Here is a 14,464-nt window from a genome sequence, read left to right as displayed (position 1 = left end):
CTTGCCCTGCTGATCCGTGTTCAACCATGGCAACGTTCTGCTCCCCGCCGATCTCGGCGGGGACTGCCTGCTTCGCTGCGCCCATCGCTTTCGGCATTCGACTCTAGCATTCCTTGGGATCGACGAGTCCGTCGCTGCGTCCGACGATCTCGTAGTTCCCGCCTTTGGCGACAGCGGTGTACATCTTCATCTTGCAGTGGCGCTTGCCCGGCACCATCTCGGCAGGTCCGCCGGGACCTTCGGCGATCTTGGCATGATCGAGCGCAGCGGCGACCGAGTCGCGATCGACCTTGCCGGCTTCCTTGACGGCGGCTTCCCACAGTTTCAGGCCGCGATAGGTGCCGGTGGCGGCGCTGCCGGCAGCGAACAGGAAGTTGCCCGGGAAATCCTTCTCGTAGGCCGCCTGGATTTTTGCGTCGAACGGGTTCTCCTTGGTGAGCACCTTGAAATAATCGAGACAGCTGGCGAGACCCTCGATCTCGGCCGCCTGATTGATGTTGAGCGTGTTCTCGTCATAGTAGACGCAGGCCAGCCGTCCGCCATTCTTGAGAAAGCCGGCCTCGTAGAGCTGCTTGAAGAACGGACCGACGCCGGGCGGGATGACGGTGTTGAAGACGACGTCGACTTTGTTGGAGATGATGCGGTTGACGGTCGAGGAGAAGTCGACCTGGTCAAGCGGATAGTATTCCTCGAACACGACCTCGCCGCCGTTGGCCTCGATCACCTTGCGGGCGTAGACGTTGAGTGTGTGCGGCCAGACATAGTTGGCGCTCGGCAGCGCGAACTTCTTGCCGCCGTTCTTGATCAGCCAGGGAATGAACTCGTCACACTGCTGCGCCGGCGTCGGCCCGGTACAGAACAGATAAGGCGTGCACTCCTTGCCTTCGTAGAGCTGCGGATAGATGTAGAGCGTCTTGCCGCGCGCGACGATCGGGTCCTTGATGGCGTTGCGCATCGACGAGGTGATGCCGCCCAATACCATGTCGACCTTGTCGCGCTGGATCAGCTTGCGGACGTTGCCGACCGCGACGGATTCGTTCGAGGCGGTGTCCTCGACAAAGAGCTCGAGCGGGCGGCCGAGCAGACCGCCGCCGGCGTTGATCTCCTTGATCACCATCTTGGCGACGTTGGCGTCGGCATTGCCGGCGTAGGCAATCGGCCCGGTGAGGTCGGTGGCGATGCCGACCTTGATCGGGGCTTCGGCCGCATTGGCCCAGGGCGCCGGGATCACCCAACTGCCGACGCCGGTTGCGACTGCACCGGAGGCAAAGGCGAGATTCGAAAGGAACCGGCGACGGGAGAGCTGAGAACGATCGGACATGTGACTAAACCCCTTTTCCAGCAATGAGGCCCTGCGGCCGGAATTTGATGAAGACGATGGCGAGAACGAAGACGAGGACATCGGCCACGACGGGCGCCATCACCCAGGGCAGCGCGGCGCTGAGCGTGCCGATGACGCCGGCGCCCGCGACCGGCCCGATGAAGGAGCCGACGCCGCCGACCATGACCGCGACAAAGCCCTGGATCAGGAAGCGCAGGCCGAGATCGGCGAACAGGCTGAACACCGGCACGATCAGTGCGCCGGCAAGGCCAGCAAGCGCCGCGCCGAACGCAAAGGTGGCGCCGTAGATCAGCGGCGTGGAGATTCCGGAGGCGCGGGCCAGCGAAGGATTTTCCAGGGTAGCGCGCACGCGCAGGCCGAAGCTGGTGCGCGCCAGCAGCAGATAGCAGCCGCCCATCACCAGCGCCGTGATGATGATGATGGTGAAGCGCCAGGCCGAGATGTGCATGGCACCGATATCGATCGAGCCGCCGATCGGCTCCGGCACGGTGAGATAGAAGCCGCCGATCAAGCCGCGCACGGATTCGCGGATGATCAGGCCGAGCGCATAGGTGCCGAGCATGGCGACGATGGGGGCTGCGTAGAAGCGTCGGATGATCAGCGCCTCCAGCACGAAGCCGAGCGCGCCGACAATGAATGGTGCGGCGACCATGCCGGCCCAGATCGGCAGGCCATTGGCGTAGGCAAGATAGGTGATGTAGGCCCCGAGCAGGACGAACTCGCCCTGCGCGAAGTTGAAGATGCCCATCATGCTGGCGATGATCCCGAGCCCCAGCACGATCAGGACGATGATCGCACCAAAGCTCAGGATCTCGAACGCCGCGACGAACGCGTTAGCCATGCGCCGGAGCCTTTCCCGTTCCGAAGGAATCGGAACGGGGCTCCGGCTTGATGTCTTGACGCGTCCGAAAACGCTTCCCTGTTACGTCCGTCTGCATGAGTCCCTCGCTCACATCTTCTTCCAGTCGCCGATCTGCTCGAAGGCGTGGGCGGCGCGGTAGATGGTGGATTCCTCGAACATGCGGCCGACCAGCATCAGGCCGACGGGCAGGCCGTCGACCATGCCGCAGGGCAGCGACATCGCCGGATGATGGGTGATGTCGAACGGCGCGGTGTTGGAGATCATCTCCAGCGCACGCGCGACATAGTCTTCGCGGCTGGCCGTGGGCTCCGGCAGCTTCGTCGCCTTCATCGGCGTCGTCGGCAGCAGCAGCAAATCGTAGTCTTTGAAGGCCTTGTCGTAAGCCGCGGTCAGGCGTCGGGAGATGTTGAGAGCCTTGCCGTAATAGCGCGGACCGAAGGTGTTGTTGATGTAGGTGCCGAGCAGCAGGAACAGCTTTGTGGTCTCGGACAGAGAATCCGCCTGCCGCCGCCAGCCGCGATGGAAGTCCATCAGCGTGGTCGAGTAGAGATCGGAGCGGGACAGACCATAGCCGTCGCCATACATCATGGTCTGGGTCATGCCCTCGGTGCCGATCGGCGTCCAGATCGCGGGACCCATGAGATGCATCGGGATCGAAACGGTCTCGACCGTGGCGCCCAAATCCTTGAATCGCTTTGCGGCCTCGCGCACGCTCTCGTTCACGGCGGCTTCGGCCGTCGCCTGCTCAAAGCCTTCCTTGAGGATGCCGATCCTCATGCCCTTGACGCCCTGGCCGAGCGCCTTGGTGTACTCCTCGACCTTGGGCGCCTTGATGCGGGGGTCGTAGCCGTCGTCGCCGGCCAGCACCTCCAGCAGCAGCGCGTTGTCGGCGACGGTCGCCGTCATCGGGCCGGTGTGGTCGACGAACACCTCGATCGGCATGATGCCGGTGTAGGGCACGAGGCCCCAGGTCGGCTTCATGCCATAGGTGCCGCAGAACGAGGACGGCATGCGGATCGAACCGCCCTGGTCGCCGCCGATCGCCATGTCGACTTCGCCGAGCGCGACGACGACGCCGCTGCCTGACGACGAGCCGCCGGCCGAATAGCCCATCTTGTGCGGATTGTGGACGGCGCCGACCGCATTGGTGTGGCTGCCGCCGGACATGCAGAAGGATTCGCAATGGACTTTTCCGGCGATCTCGGCGCCCGCATCGAGCATGCGGGTGACGATGGTGGCGTCGAAATCGGGCACGTAGCCTTCGAGCGTCGCCGAGCCGTTCATCATGGGAACACCGGCGAGCATGATGTTGTCTTTCAGGGCGACCGTCTTGCCCTTGAGCTTGCCACTCGCCGCCCCCTTCACGGTCGACTTGCGATACCAGGCGTTGCGCGGGTTCTCTTCCGGCGAGGGCCGATAGCCCGGCGTGCGCGGATATTTGACCTCCGGCACCTCGTCCGGCATGGCTCCGACGAGATTGTAGGCCTCGATCGAGCCCTGCATCAGACCGCGGAACGAGGCGACATCGTCGTCGCTCAGCGAAAGGCCGCACTGGTCGGCGACACTGCGCAATTGGGCTGGCGTGGGAAGGACAACTGTCACGGCGCTCTCCTCAAAGGCTTCTTGATCCCTGGAATTGGAATCCCTGGCATTGGAGCCTCATTGGCGCGCGTGTGCGGGCGCGCCCATCGGCTCTACCTTGATATTACAGACGGAAATATTTTCCTTTTCAAGTATTATTTTGGATTCGGGCGTTTGCAGATGGGGCGCCGGCGTCAGATCGGTTTGATCAGCTTGAAATCGAGGCCATCCGCGCCGGCGAGATACATTTGCATCCGGGTATGACCGTTCCTGACGGTGACGGGGCCGCGCGCGCCGCCATAGACGATGTTGCGGCCGGCCGCGAGCATGGGCCCCATCGCCAACGTGCCCGCCTTGTTTGCCACGGCCTCAAGGAAGCGCAGTCCCTCATAGCTGGATTGACCGAGCGAGCCGATCGGGGGGCCGTTCGGTCCGAACATCGCGCGATAGCGGCTCTGGAAGTCGTCGTTGGCCCGCGATCCGATGCCCGGGAAATAGCCGGAGGCACAGAACAGATTTTCGCTGTTGTCGGCGCCGATTCCGAGCAGCACGGTCTCGTCCATCGCCCCGGCCAGCCGCAGCGTCGTGGCGCCGAGGCCGCATTCGCCGAACGCGCGATTGAACGTGATGCTGTCGGTGCCGATCAACGAGATCAGGACGACGTCAGGCCTCGCGGCACGGATGCGCTCCAGATGCGGCTCGTGGTTGTCTTCGCCGAGGGGAACGAACTCTTCGCCGACGACATGGCCGCCGGCCTCCTTGATGTAGCGCTTCACCGCGCGGTGCGACTGCCAGGGCCAGACATAATCGCTGCCGATCAGGTACCAGCGCGCCGCCTTCTTGACGTCGGCAAGCCAGTGGATGGAGGGGCGGCTCTGCCAGCGCGGCGTCTCGCCGATCGCCATGACACCCGGCGTCTGCTCGCCGCCCTCGTAGACGGGCGTATAGATGTAGGGGATACGGTGGCGGGTCGTGACCTTGCGCAGCGCCACACGCACCGCGCTGGTATGCAGTCCCACGATGAGGTCGATCTCATCGGAAGCGATCGCCTGCTCGGCGCGGCTCAGAATCCCGTCGAGCGGCCCGCCGGCATCGTAGATCGAAAGCTCGATCTCGCGCCCGAGAATGCCGCCGCGCTTGTTGATCTCGGCGACCGCGAGCTGCGCGCTGCTTGTCGCGCACGGGCCCCAGACACCGGGCGAGCCGGTGCAGCAAATGAAGCCCCCGATGCGGAGCTTGTTGTGTGCGCCGCGGCGCTTCATGAAATGCGCATCAGCCGGCGACAGGTCGAAATCCGCTGCCGCGGGCGACAGATTCCTGAACAGCAAGGACGGCGGTAACGCCGGACCGCCGTGAGCCGGGAAGTTTACCGTCGCGCGCACGCCAACTCCTGTCTGATACCAGACTTGAAAGCTCATTCAGCAGGCGGCCGCGGCACCCGCCCTATTGTTGGGCAATATCCTATTTTGAAAATATTGAATATTCAAGAATTGAAGTGCATATAGATGCAGCATCGATTGCAAGACATTCACTCATTTGGGTCAAGACAAAGTCTTAGCCGTGGCAAAACCGAACACCCCGATCACCGAACACCTCGCGTACCTGCTCGCGCAAGCCAACCGGGAGATCAACCGGCAGCTCGAACTGCGGTTGAGCAAGGAAGGCGTGCCCGTCGAGCAGTGGCGCATTCTGAAAGTCCTGTCGGATGGCAACGGCCATTCGATGGGAGAGCTCGCGGATGCCGTGCTGCTCAACCATCCGACGCTGACCAAGATGATCGATCGCATGGTCTCGGACACGCTGGTCTACCGCGTGCAGGACCCGAACGACCGCCGCAAGGTCCTGATGTTCATCTCCGATCGCGGCAAGGTGCTGAGCAAGAAGCTCAACTCGCTCGCGGTCGACCAGGAAGAGCACATCCTCGAGAGCTACGGCGACAAATCGACGAGCGAATTGAAGCGGCTGCTGGAGAGCTTGATCGACAGCTCGAATTGAGCTGGCGTGTTTAGCAAGCTCTCTCCACACGGTCGTCCCGGCGAAGGAGATGGAGCCGCGCGCCCCATACTCGATGTCATCGCCCGATTTAATCGGGCGATCCAGTATTCCAGAGACTGACGTGATTGAACCGAGAAGCCGTGGCGTACTGGGTCGCCCGGCTAAACCGGGCGACGACAGTGGAATGTGAGGCGCCGACGTCGCACCTCACACCTGATCGCTAAGCGTACCGCCCGTGGCAGTGCTTGTACTTCTTGCCTGAGCCGCAGGGGCAATCCTCGTTGCGGCCGATCTTGCCCCAGCTTGCCGGGTTCTTGGGATCGCGCAACGCCGCGTCGGTGGCCTGCGCTCCGAGCGTGACGCTCGCGAGCGCCATTTCGTCCTCGCCGGTGTTCGGGTCGAACTTGTGCGCTTCCATCGGCGGCAGCACCGGGGCTTCCTGCTCCGGCGGCACGATCTCGACCCGCATCAGCTGCGCCGTGACGGCCTCGCGCAGATGCGCGCTCATCTCCTGGAAGAGGTTGAACGCCTCGGTCTTGTACTCCTGCAGCGGATCGCGCTGGCCGTAGCCGCGCAGGCCGATGACCTGGCGCAGATGGTCGAGCATGATCAGATGCTCGCGCCAGAGATGGTCGAGCGTCTGCAGCAGGATGGTCTTCTCGACGTAACGCATCACGTCGGGACCCCATTGCGCGACCTTTGCGGCCATGTGCTCGTCGGCGCGGGTCTCGATGCGCGTGAGCAGCTCCTCGTCGGCGATGCCCTCTTCCTTGGCCCAGTCCTCGACCGGCAGGTCGAGATCGAGCACGCGCTTGAGCTCTTCCTTCAGGCCCGCGACGTCCCACTGCTCGGCATAGGCATGCTCGGGCACGTGCTTGGCGACGAGGTCGTCGATGAAGGCGTGGCGCATGTCGGCGACGGTCTCGGCGACGCTGTCGTCCTTCATCAGGTCGACGCGCTGGTCGAAGATCACCTTGCGCTGGTCGTTCTGGACGTTGTCGAACTTGAGCAAATTCTTGCGGATATCGAAGTTGCGCGCCTCGACCTTCTGCTGCGCCTTTTCGAGCGCCTTGTTGATCCAAGGATGGATGATGGCCTCGCCCTCCTGCAGGCCGAGACGCTGCAACATGCTGTCGAGGCGATCCGAGCCGAAGATGCGCATCAGATCGTCTTCCAGCGACAGGAAGAATTTCGAGCGGCCGGGATCGCCCTGACGGCCGGAGCGGCCGCGGAGCTGGTTGTCGATGCGGCGGGATTCGTGGCGCTCGGAGCCCATGATGTAGAGGCCGCCGGGCTTCTTCACGGTCTTGGCGGGCTTCGAACCCTTCGCGGGCTCGATCTCGACCTCTTCCTCGGCCTTCAGCACGATGTCGCGGAAGTGCTCGATGTCGGCCTTGATCTGCTCGATCTTCAAGGCCTTCTCGGCTTCGTCCTCGATCGAAGCGGCCTCCTGCTGGATGCGCATTTCCAGCGAGCCGCCGAGCTTGATGTCGGTGCCGCGGCCGGCCATGTTGGTCGCGATCGTGATCGCGCCGGGGACGCCGGCTTCCGCGACGATGTAGGCTTCCTGCTCGTGGAAGCGCGCGTTGAGCACCGCGAACAGCTTTGCCGGTTTGCCGGCGCGGGCCGCCGCGTACAGCTTCTGCATCGAATTTTCGTTACCGAAATCGATCTGCCGATAGCCGTGCTTCTTGAGATATTCGGCGATCACTTCCGATTTTTCGATCGAGGCGGTGCCGACCAGCACCGGCTGCAGCCGCGCATTGGCGCGCTCGATCTCGGCCAGAATCGCGGCGTATTTCTCGTTCTGGGTGCGATAGACCTCGTCGTCTTCGTCGAGACGGGCGACCGGCAAATTGGTCGGGATCTCCACGACCTCGAGCTTGTAGATGTCGAACAATTCGTCGGCTTCGGTCAGCGCCGTGCCGGTCATGCCCGCGAGCTTTTCGTACATCCGGAAATAGTTCTGGAAGGTGATCGAGGCCAGCGTCTGGTTTTCCGGCTGGACCTGCACGTGCTCCTTGGCTTCCAGGGCCTGATGCAGGCCTTCCGAATAGCGGCGGCCCTGCATCATGCGACCGGTGAACTCGTCGATGATGACGACCTCGTCGTCGCGGACGATGTAGTCCTTGTCGCGCGTGAACAGCGTGTGGGCGCGCAGCGCCTGATTGATGTGGTGCACGACGGAAACGTTCTCGACGTCGTAGAGCGATTCACCCTTGAGCTGGCCGGCATCGCGCAGCAGCGTCTCGATCTTCTCCATGCCGGCTTCGGTCAGCGTCACCGTGCGCTGCTTCTCGTCGACGTCGTAGTCGGACTTGTCGAGCTTGGGCAGGAAGCCGTCGATGGTGTTGTAGAAGTCGGAGCGGTCGTCGAGCGGGCCGGAGATGATCAGCGGCGTGCGCGCTTCGTCGATCAGGATGGAGTCGACTTCGTCGACGATCGCGTAGAAGTGCGGCCGCTGGACCATGTCCTCGAGCCGGTACTTCATGTTGTCGCGCAGATAGTCGAAGCCGTATTCGTTGTTGGTGCCGTAGGTGATGTCGCAGGCATAGGCCGTCTTGCGCTCGGAATCGTCGAGGCCGTGCACGATCACGCCGGTGGTCAGGCCGAGGAAGCCGTAGATCTGGCCCATCCAGGCGGAGTCGCGGCGGGCGAGGTAGTCGTTGACCGTGACGACGTGGACGCCCTTGCCGGCGAGCGCGTTGAGGTAGACCGCGAGCGTTGCGACCAGGGTCTTGCCTTCGCCGGTCTTCATCTCGGCGATGTCGCCCTCGTGCAGCACCATGCCGCCGATCAGCTGGACATCGAAATGGCGCTGGCCGAGCGTCCGCTTGGCGGCTTCACGGACCGTGGCGAAAGCGGGGACCAGCAGGTCGTCAAGGGTCTTGCCCTCGGCGAGCTGCTTCCTGAACTCGACGGTGCGGGCCTTGAGGGCCTCGTCGGAGAGTTTCGAGACCTCGGGCTCCAGCGCGTTGATCGCGTTGACGCGGGACTGATATCCCTTCACCCGCCGGTCGTTGGCGGAGCCGAAAAACTTGCGGGCGAGCGCGCCGATCATGCTTAGTTCCTGTGTTCGCGATTCAACCGCGTTCGCGTTGCAGCCAAGAGGTTGTCACCCGCCTGCCTATCAACTCACCGTGACGCCTGCTGGGCGCCAGAGCCCCGTCTGCGGGGGGTCCATCCGCCATATGGGTGGGAGTTGGGCAAGTCTGGGTTCAACGGCCAAAAACGCAGCAAAATAAACGCCATCGCATGGACGCGACCGGGCAGAGATATGGCCCGGTCAGGGCCTTGTCAACGGCGGGTGCATTGCGGCTAATTCATCATTTTGACAGACTTTTCGCGTTGCCAAGGCCCCCTGAATTGGGCGAGTGTCCGCCCCGCTCGAGCAGCCCCCTGCTTCAACAAAAGGATTTTCCATGACCACCTCGTTCCCGGTAACCAGAACCGGCCTGCGCTTCGGCCTCGCCACCGCCCTCGTGGGCTGCCTTGCGCTGGCGCTGATCGCGGGTCCCGGCCGGGCTGCCGACGATCCGGTGCTGGCGAAGGTCAATGGCGCGGAAATCAAGAAGAGCGACGTCGCCATGGCCGAAGAGGAACTCGGGCCGAGCCTCGCCCAGATGGACCCGGCGACCAAGGACGAGAACGTCCTGTCCTTCCTGATCGACATGAAGATCGTCGGCAAGGCCGCCGAGGACAAGAAGCTCGCCGAGGGCGAGGAGTTCAAGAAGCGGCTCGCGTTCGCCCGCAACCGCCTGCTGATGGACAGCCTGCTCGCCGGCGAGGGCAAGGCCGCCACCACCCCGGATGCCATGAAGAAGGTCTATGAGGAGGCCTCCAAGCAGATCACCGGCGAGCAGGAAGTGCACGCCCGCCACATCCTGGTCGAGACCGAGGACGAGGCCAAGGCGGTGAAGGCCGAACTCGACAAGGGCGCCGATTTCGCCGAACTCGCCAAGAAGAAGTCCAAGGATCCGGGCTCGGCCGACGGCGGCGACCTCGGCTTCTTCACCAAGGAGCAGATGGTGCCGGAATTCTCGGCGGTCGCCTTCGCGCTCGAGCCGGGCAAGATCTCCGACCCCGTGAAGTCGCAGTTCGGCTGGCACGTCATCAAGGTCGAGGAAAAGCGCAGCCGCAAGGCGCCGGACTTCGAGCAGGTCAAGGCGCAGATCGAGCAGTATGTCACCCGCAAGGCCCAGGCCGATTACGTCGCCAAGCTGCGCGCGGAAGCCAAGGTCGAGCGGCTGGACCAGCCGGCGGATGCGGCAAAGGACGCCAAGCCGGCCGATGCGGCCAAGCCGGCTGACGCCAAGCCGTCCGACAGCAAGATGGCGCCCCCGGCGAAGAAGTAAGAATTCGCTGTCACTTCGGTGACGTGAAGAGTATCTAAGCCTTTGTGATGCCCGGCCCCCGCGCCGGGCATCTGCATGTCCAGATCCCACCAAGGCGCCCCGATGTCCTCCTCCGTTTCCCCCCTCGCCCCGAAACACGTTCCCGACATGCCCGTGATCGCGGGGGTCCGTCTCGCGACGGCCGAAGCCGGCATTCGCTACAAGAACCGCACCGACGTGCTGCTGGCGGTGATGGACAAGGGCACCGCGGTCGCAGGCGTCTTCACCAAGTCGAAATGTCCCTCCGCGCCGGTGGAATGGTGCCGCGCCAAGCTGAAAGGCGGCAAGGCCCGCGCGTTGGTGGTCAATTCCGGCAACGCCAATGCCTTCACCGGCAAGACCGGCCGCAGCTCCACGGCACTGACCGCGAAGATCGCGGCCAAGGCCGTCGGATGCACCGAGGGTGAGATCTTCCTGGCCTCGACCGGCGTGATCGGCGAGCCGCTGGATGCGACCAAGTTCGACGGCGTGCTCGGGAGGCTCGCGGAAACCGCCGAGGCCGGCGATTATCTCGCCGCCGCCAAGGCGATCATGACCACCGACACCTTCCCGAAGGTCGCGACCGCGACCGTGAAGCTCGGCAAAGCCAAGGTCACCATCAACGGCATGGCCAAGGGTGCCGGCATGATCGCGCCCGATATGGCGACGATGCTGTCCTTCATCTTCACCGACGCACCGATCGCGCCTGCCGCGCTGCAGGCGCTGCTCAAAAGCGGCGTCGAGGACACCTTCAACGCGGTCACGATCGACGGCGACACCTCGACCTCGGACACGCTGCTGGCCTTTGCCACCGGTGCTGCTGCGGAACACGGCGCGCCGAAGATCAGTCGCGCCACCGACCCGCGCCTGAAAGCCTTCGTCAAGGCCTTCAACCAGGTGCTCGCCAATCTTTCCGAGCAAGTGGCCCGCGACGGCGAAGGCGCGCGCAAGCTGGTCGAGATCACCGTCGAGGGCGCCAAGACCAAGGCCTCGGCGCGCAAGATCGCGATGTCGATCGCGAACTCGCCGCTGGTGAAGACCGCAATCGCCGGCGAGGACGCCAATTGGGGCCGCGTGGTGATGGCGGTCGGCAAGGCCGGCGAGCCGGCTGACCGCGACAAGCTCTCGATCTCCTTCAACGGCATCCGCGTCGCCAGGAGCGGCGCGCGAGATCCGTCCTATGACGAGGCGCAGGTGTCGGAAGCGATGAAGGCGCCGGAGATCGCGATCAAGGTCTCGCTCGGCCTCGGCAAGGGCCGCGACCGCGTACTGACCTGCGACCTCACCAAGGAGTATGTCGCGATCAACGGGGATTACAGGTCGTGAATCTGATGTCCCTCTCTTGGTTCTCCACCGGAGAACGAGGTCCAGCATGCAGCCGGGCGAGGAGCTCGCTTCAATTTCCTGGCTGCCTTTAGCTTTCGTTAATGATGCCGCTCGATCCGGCAGCGTCGGATTTTCGGCCACCCATGTTCGCGACATCGGCGTAAGCTTTACTTAACAGCCCATCTTCAAAGTTCCGCTCTGCCGAGAGGTCGTCAGAGGCCGCCCGGTTGCGCTCCCGGTCCTCGATCCCCGATCGGCCAGAGAAATTGCCTCTGCCGGGACCCACGGCGATTAGGATGAAGATCATGCTTCGGGCTTGGTTGTATCGTTTTGCCAGAAATCGCAAGGCCAACGTCGCCGTGATGTTTGCAATTGTGATGGTTCCGACAATCTTTCTGCTCGGGATGGCGCTGGACTATACGCATACGCAGCACATGAAGGTTGATCTCGACTCTGCCGTCGATGCTGCCGCCGTCGCCGCCGTCACCTCGACGATGATGCAGAAGAGCCCGCAGGTCGCCCAAACCACAGCGAAGAACGTTTTCAACATCACCGCGAATGGCCTGGTCAGCAACAACAACCTGGCCGCACCGCCAACTCTCACGGTCACCGTCAATTGCAGCAAACCCGACTCCACAACGGGCTACTGTACCTACGCTCCCTGCCCCGGCCTGGACTCTGTCTTTGCTGACCCTGTCAACTCAAACAACCAAGTCGTTCGCAACGTCCAGGTTTGCTACACTGCGGCCGCAAACAACGCCTTCCCGAGCGTGCTCAAGCAGGTGAGTTGGCCGTTCGCAGGCCAGGCAGCGACACGCAACCAGGGCGCGCCCAACATCGATTTCTATCTCTTGCTGGACGCCTCGCCTTCCATGGCGATCGGCGCGACCTCGAGCGACATCAAAACGCTGATCGCGAACACGCAAAAGCAGGTCGATTCATCGACCGGGACGAAAGGATGCGGATTCGCATGCCACCAGACTAATCCTGCCGCGGACAATCTGGGCAATCCAGGCGGGATTGATAACTACCAACTTGCTCGCAATCTTGGCCTCACGTTACGGATCGATCGGGTAACGCAAGCGGTCAAATCGCTGATGAATACGGCCTATCAGATATCGAGCATCAACAGAAATACGTATGGGGTTGCGATCTATACCTTCGATACTGCTCTAAACAATTCTCCGACAAGCGGCAGCAGTTCGGCGGTCTTCGCACCTTCCGGAAAACCTGGGGTGGTGCGAACTCCCACGACGCCTGCCACAACGACCAGCTACACGGTAGCGACCATCCAGAGCAAGGCCGACAACATTCAGGTCCTGCCGGTCTACAAGAACAACTGGCTGACATCGTCGAACAATAATAGCGACGCCGACACCAGCATTGCGGGCGGATTAAGCGCTCTCAACAAGATCATGCCGACTCCGGGGAACGGCACCAATGTCGCCAACGATACGCCACAGGAAGTCGTCTTCCTCGTTACCGACGGCCTTGAGGACGTGAACATCACGACCGACCCGTACACGAACTCCTGCAATAAGAAACTCACTGGTAAGCGCTGCCAGCAACCGCTCGACCCCGCGATCTGCACCACCATCAAGAACAGGAAGATCCGTATCGCGGTGATCTACACCGAATACGACGACTCGGCGCTACATACATCCAACGGCTGGTACGATTCATGGATCTACCCCTTCAACAGCACGTCCACCGGCTCGACCAGCCAGATCGAGACAAATCTGCAAGCCTGCGCCTCGTCGCCCGATTTGTACAAAAAGGTGGCGACCGACGACGACATTACGTCCGCGCTCCAGAGCCTGTTCCTGAAGGTCGCGTCCGATCCGCGCCTGACCCAGTAGAGAAAGCAGTCATGACCGCCGCGCACGCCGTGCCCACAACCAAACGCCGCCGCTGGCGCGCGTTCCTTGCCGACCGGAACGGCGCAACCGCGGTCGAGTTCGCGCTGATCGGTCCGGCATTCATCGCTTTGTTGCTCGGAATCATCCAGACCTTCCTTGTTTTCTTTGCCCAGCAGCTCCTGGAGCAAGTGGTGAACCAATCGAGCCGGGCGATCCTGACGGGGCAGGCGCAGGCCGCGAGCATGACCCAAGCCCAGTTTGCCACTGCAGTCTGCTCCAACGTTGTGATCTTGTTCGACTGCAGCAAGATGATGATCGACGTCCAAGTAGCCGGATCATGGTCTTCGGCGAACACTGGCGCGCCAGCCCTGACGTTTGACGGCAGCGGCAACGTGACGAACGTCTGGAAATTCAACCCCGGCAATCAGGGCGACATCGTTGTCGTGCGGGTGATGTATCAATGGCCGGTTTTCCTAGGTCCGCTCGGCTTCAATCTGGCGAACCAGTCGAATGGCAAACGCCTGATCATGTCATCCACGGCTTTCATGAACGAGGCCTTTGTCAACTCATGAGCCGGATGCTTCATTACGTGCGAAACTTGTGGGCCGACACGCGCGCGGTGGCCGCGGTGGAATTCGCGATTGTGGTGCCGTTCATGCTGCTGCTCTATGTGGGCGGCGTCGAACTCGGGAACGGGCTCGCCATCAGCGTCAAGGTCAGCGAAACCGCCCACACGGTCGCGGACCTGGTGTCACGAAACGCGTGCGTCACCGATGCATCGCTAAGCACCATGCTTGGAGCATCGGCGGTGACGATCGCTCCCTATGCCTCAGCGAATACGACGGTAGTCGTGTCGGAAGTATCCACGGACGCCAGCGGCAAAGCGACGGTGACCTGGAGCAAAGCACTCAACGGCACCGCGCGGCCAGTAGCTCAGCAGGTGATTTTGCCAGCGGCCCTCGGCACGCCCTCACCTTCCAACACATCGTTGATACTCGGCGAGGTGACGTATCAATACACGCCCAACCTTGGCTATGCGATCACCGGGACTATCCCGATCGGCGAGAACTATTACCTGTTTCCACGCGTTTCCTCCGCCGTACAGTATCCATGCAGCTGAAATATC

11 protein-coding genes are annotated in these 14,464 nt (G+C 62.6%); 6 read left to right on the top strand and 5 right to left on the bottom strand.

Annotation, left to right across the window (positions count from 1 at the left end):
• Positions 1-103: 103 nt before the first annotated feature.
• From IVB32_RS21030 to IVB32_RS21015, 4 genes are all read right to left on the bottom strand, one after another.
• Positions 104-1,321, bottom strand: coding sequence for a substrate-binding protein (locus tag IVB32_RS21030; RefSeq protein ID WP_018452916.1), 1,218 nt, complete (start codon positions 1,319-1,321; stop codon positions 104-106).
• A 4-nt stretch (positions 1,322-1,325) separates the two neighbouring features.
• Positions 1,326-2,183 (bottom strand): branched-chain amino acid ABC transporter permease, encoded by an 858-nt coding sequence (locus IVB32_RS21025; RefSeq protein WP_018452915.1) that lies wholly within the window; start codon positions 2,181-2,183, stop codon positions 1,326-1,328.
• Between the two features lie 108 nt (positions 2,184-2,291).
• Entirely contained in the window at positions 2,292-3,806 is a 1,515-nt protein-coding gene (locus IVB32_RS21020; protein ID WP_247369138.1) for an amidase, read from the bottom strand.
• A 173-nt stretch (positions 3,807-3,979) separates the two neighbouring features.
• The gene (locus tag IVB32_RS21015) at positions 3,980-5,167 is read right to left on the bottom strand and encodes a substrate-binding domain-containing protein (protein ID WP_085384113.1); all 1,188 of its coding nucleotides are present in this window, start codon (positions 5,165-5,167) and stop codon (positions 3,980-3,982) included.
• Positions 5,168-5,345: 178 nt separating this feature from the next.
• On the opposite strand from IVB32_RS21015, the gene IVB32_RS21010 reads away from it, so the two are divergent.
• Complete coding sequence (locus IVB32_RS21010) at positions 5,346-5,780, top strand: MarR family transcriptional regulator (RefSeq protein ID WP_007599198.1); 435 nt, start codon at positions 5,346-5,348, stop codon at positions 5,778-5,780.
• Between the two features lie 220 nt (positions 5,781-6,000).
• Here IVB32_RS21010 and secA read toward each other — a convergent pair whose 3' ends face one another.
• Positions 6,001-8,841: a preprotein translocase subunit SecA gene (gene secA / locus IVB32_RS21005; RefSeq protein ID WP_204512793.1), complete on the bottom strand. Its 2,841-nt coding sequence runs from the start codon at positions 8,839-8,841 to the stop codon at positions 6,001-6,003.
• Positions 8,842-9,202: 361 nt separating this feature from the next.
• Between secA and IVB32_RS21000 the strand changes: the two genes are divergently transcribed.
• The 5 genes from IVB32_RS21000 (at position 9,203) to IVB32_RS20980 (ending at position 14,458) form a co-directional block, all read left to right on the top strand.
• Positions 9,203-10,135, top strand: coding sequence for a peptidylprolyl isomerase (locus tag IVB32_RS21000; protein ID WP_018452911.1), 933 nt, complete (start codon positions 9,203-9,205; stop codon positions 10,133-10,135).
• Between the two features lie 102 nt (positions 10,136-10,237).
• A complete protein-coding gene (gene argJ / locus IVB32_RS20995) occupies positions 10,238-11,479 on the top strand; it encodes a bifunctional glutamate N-acetyltransferase/amino-acid acetyltransferase ArgJ (protein ID WP_026232418.1) in 1,242 nt (413 codons plus the stop codon).
• A gap of 296 nt (positions 11,480-11,775) precedes the next feature.
• Positions 11,776-13,338, top strand: a complete 1,563-nt coding sequence (locus tag IVB32_RS20990) for a pilus assembly protein TadG-related protein (protein ID WP_245288362.1) — start codon at positions 11,776-11,778, stop codon at positions 13,336-13,338.
• An 11-nt stretch (positions 13,339-13,349) separates the two neighbouring features.
• A complete protein-coding gene (locus tag IVB32_RS20985) occupies positions 13,350-13,910 on the top strand; it encodes a TadE/TadG family type IV pilus assembly protein (protein ID WP_018452907.1) in 561 nt (186 codons plus the stop codon).
• The gene (locus IVB32_RS20980) at positions 13,907-14,458 is read left to right on the top strand and encodes a TadE/TadG family type IV pilus assembly protein (RefSeq protein WP_018452906.1); all 552 of its coding nucleotides are present in this window, start codon (positions 13,907-13,909) and stop codon (positions 14,456-14,458) included. Before IVB32_RS20985 ends, IVB32_RS20980 begins: the two co-directional genes overlap by 4 nt.
• The last annotated feature ends 6 nt before the right edge of the window (positions 14,459-14,464 follow it).

Source organism: Bradyrhizobium sp. 23, from assembly GCF_023073295.1.
Taxonomy (GTDB): domain Bacteria; phylum Pseudomonadota; class Alphaproteobacteria; order Rhizobiales; family Xanthobacteraceae; genus Bradyrhizobium; species Bradyrhizobium canariense_D.
Note: the sequence above shows the minus strand (reverse complement) of the source record. Positions and strands in the feature narration are given on the sequence as shown.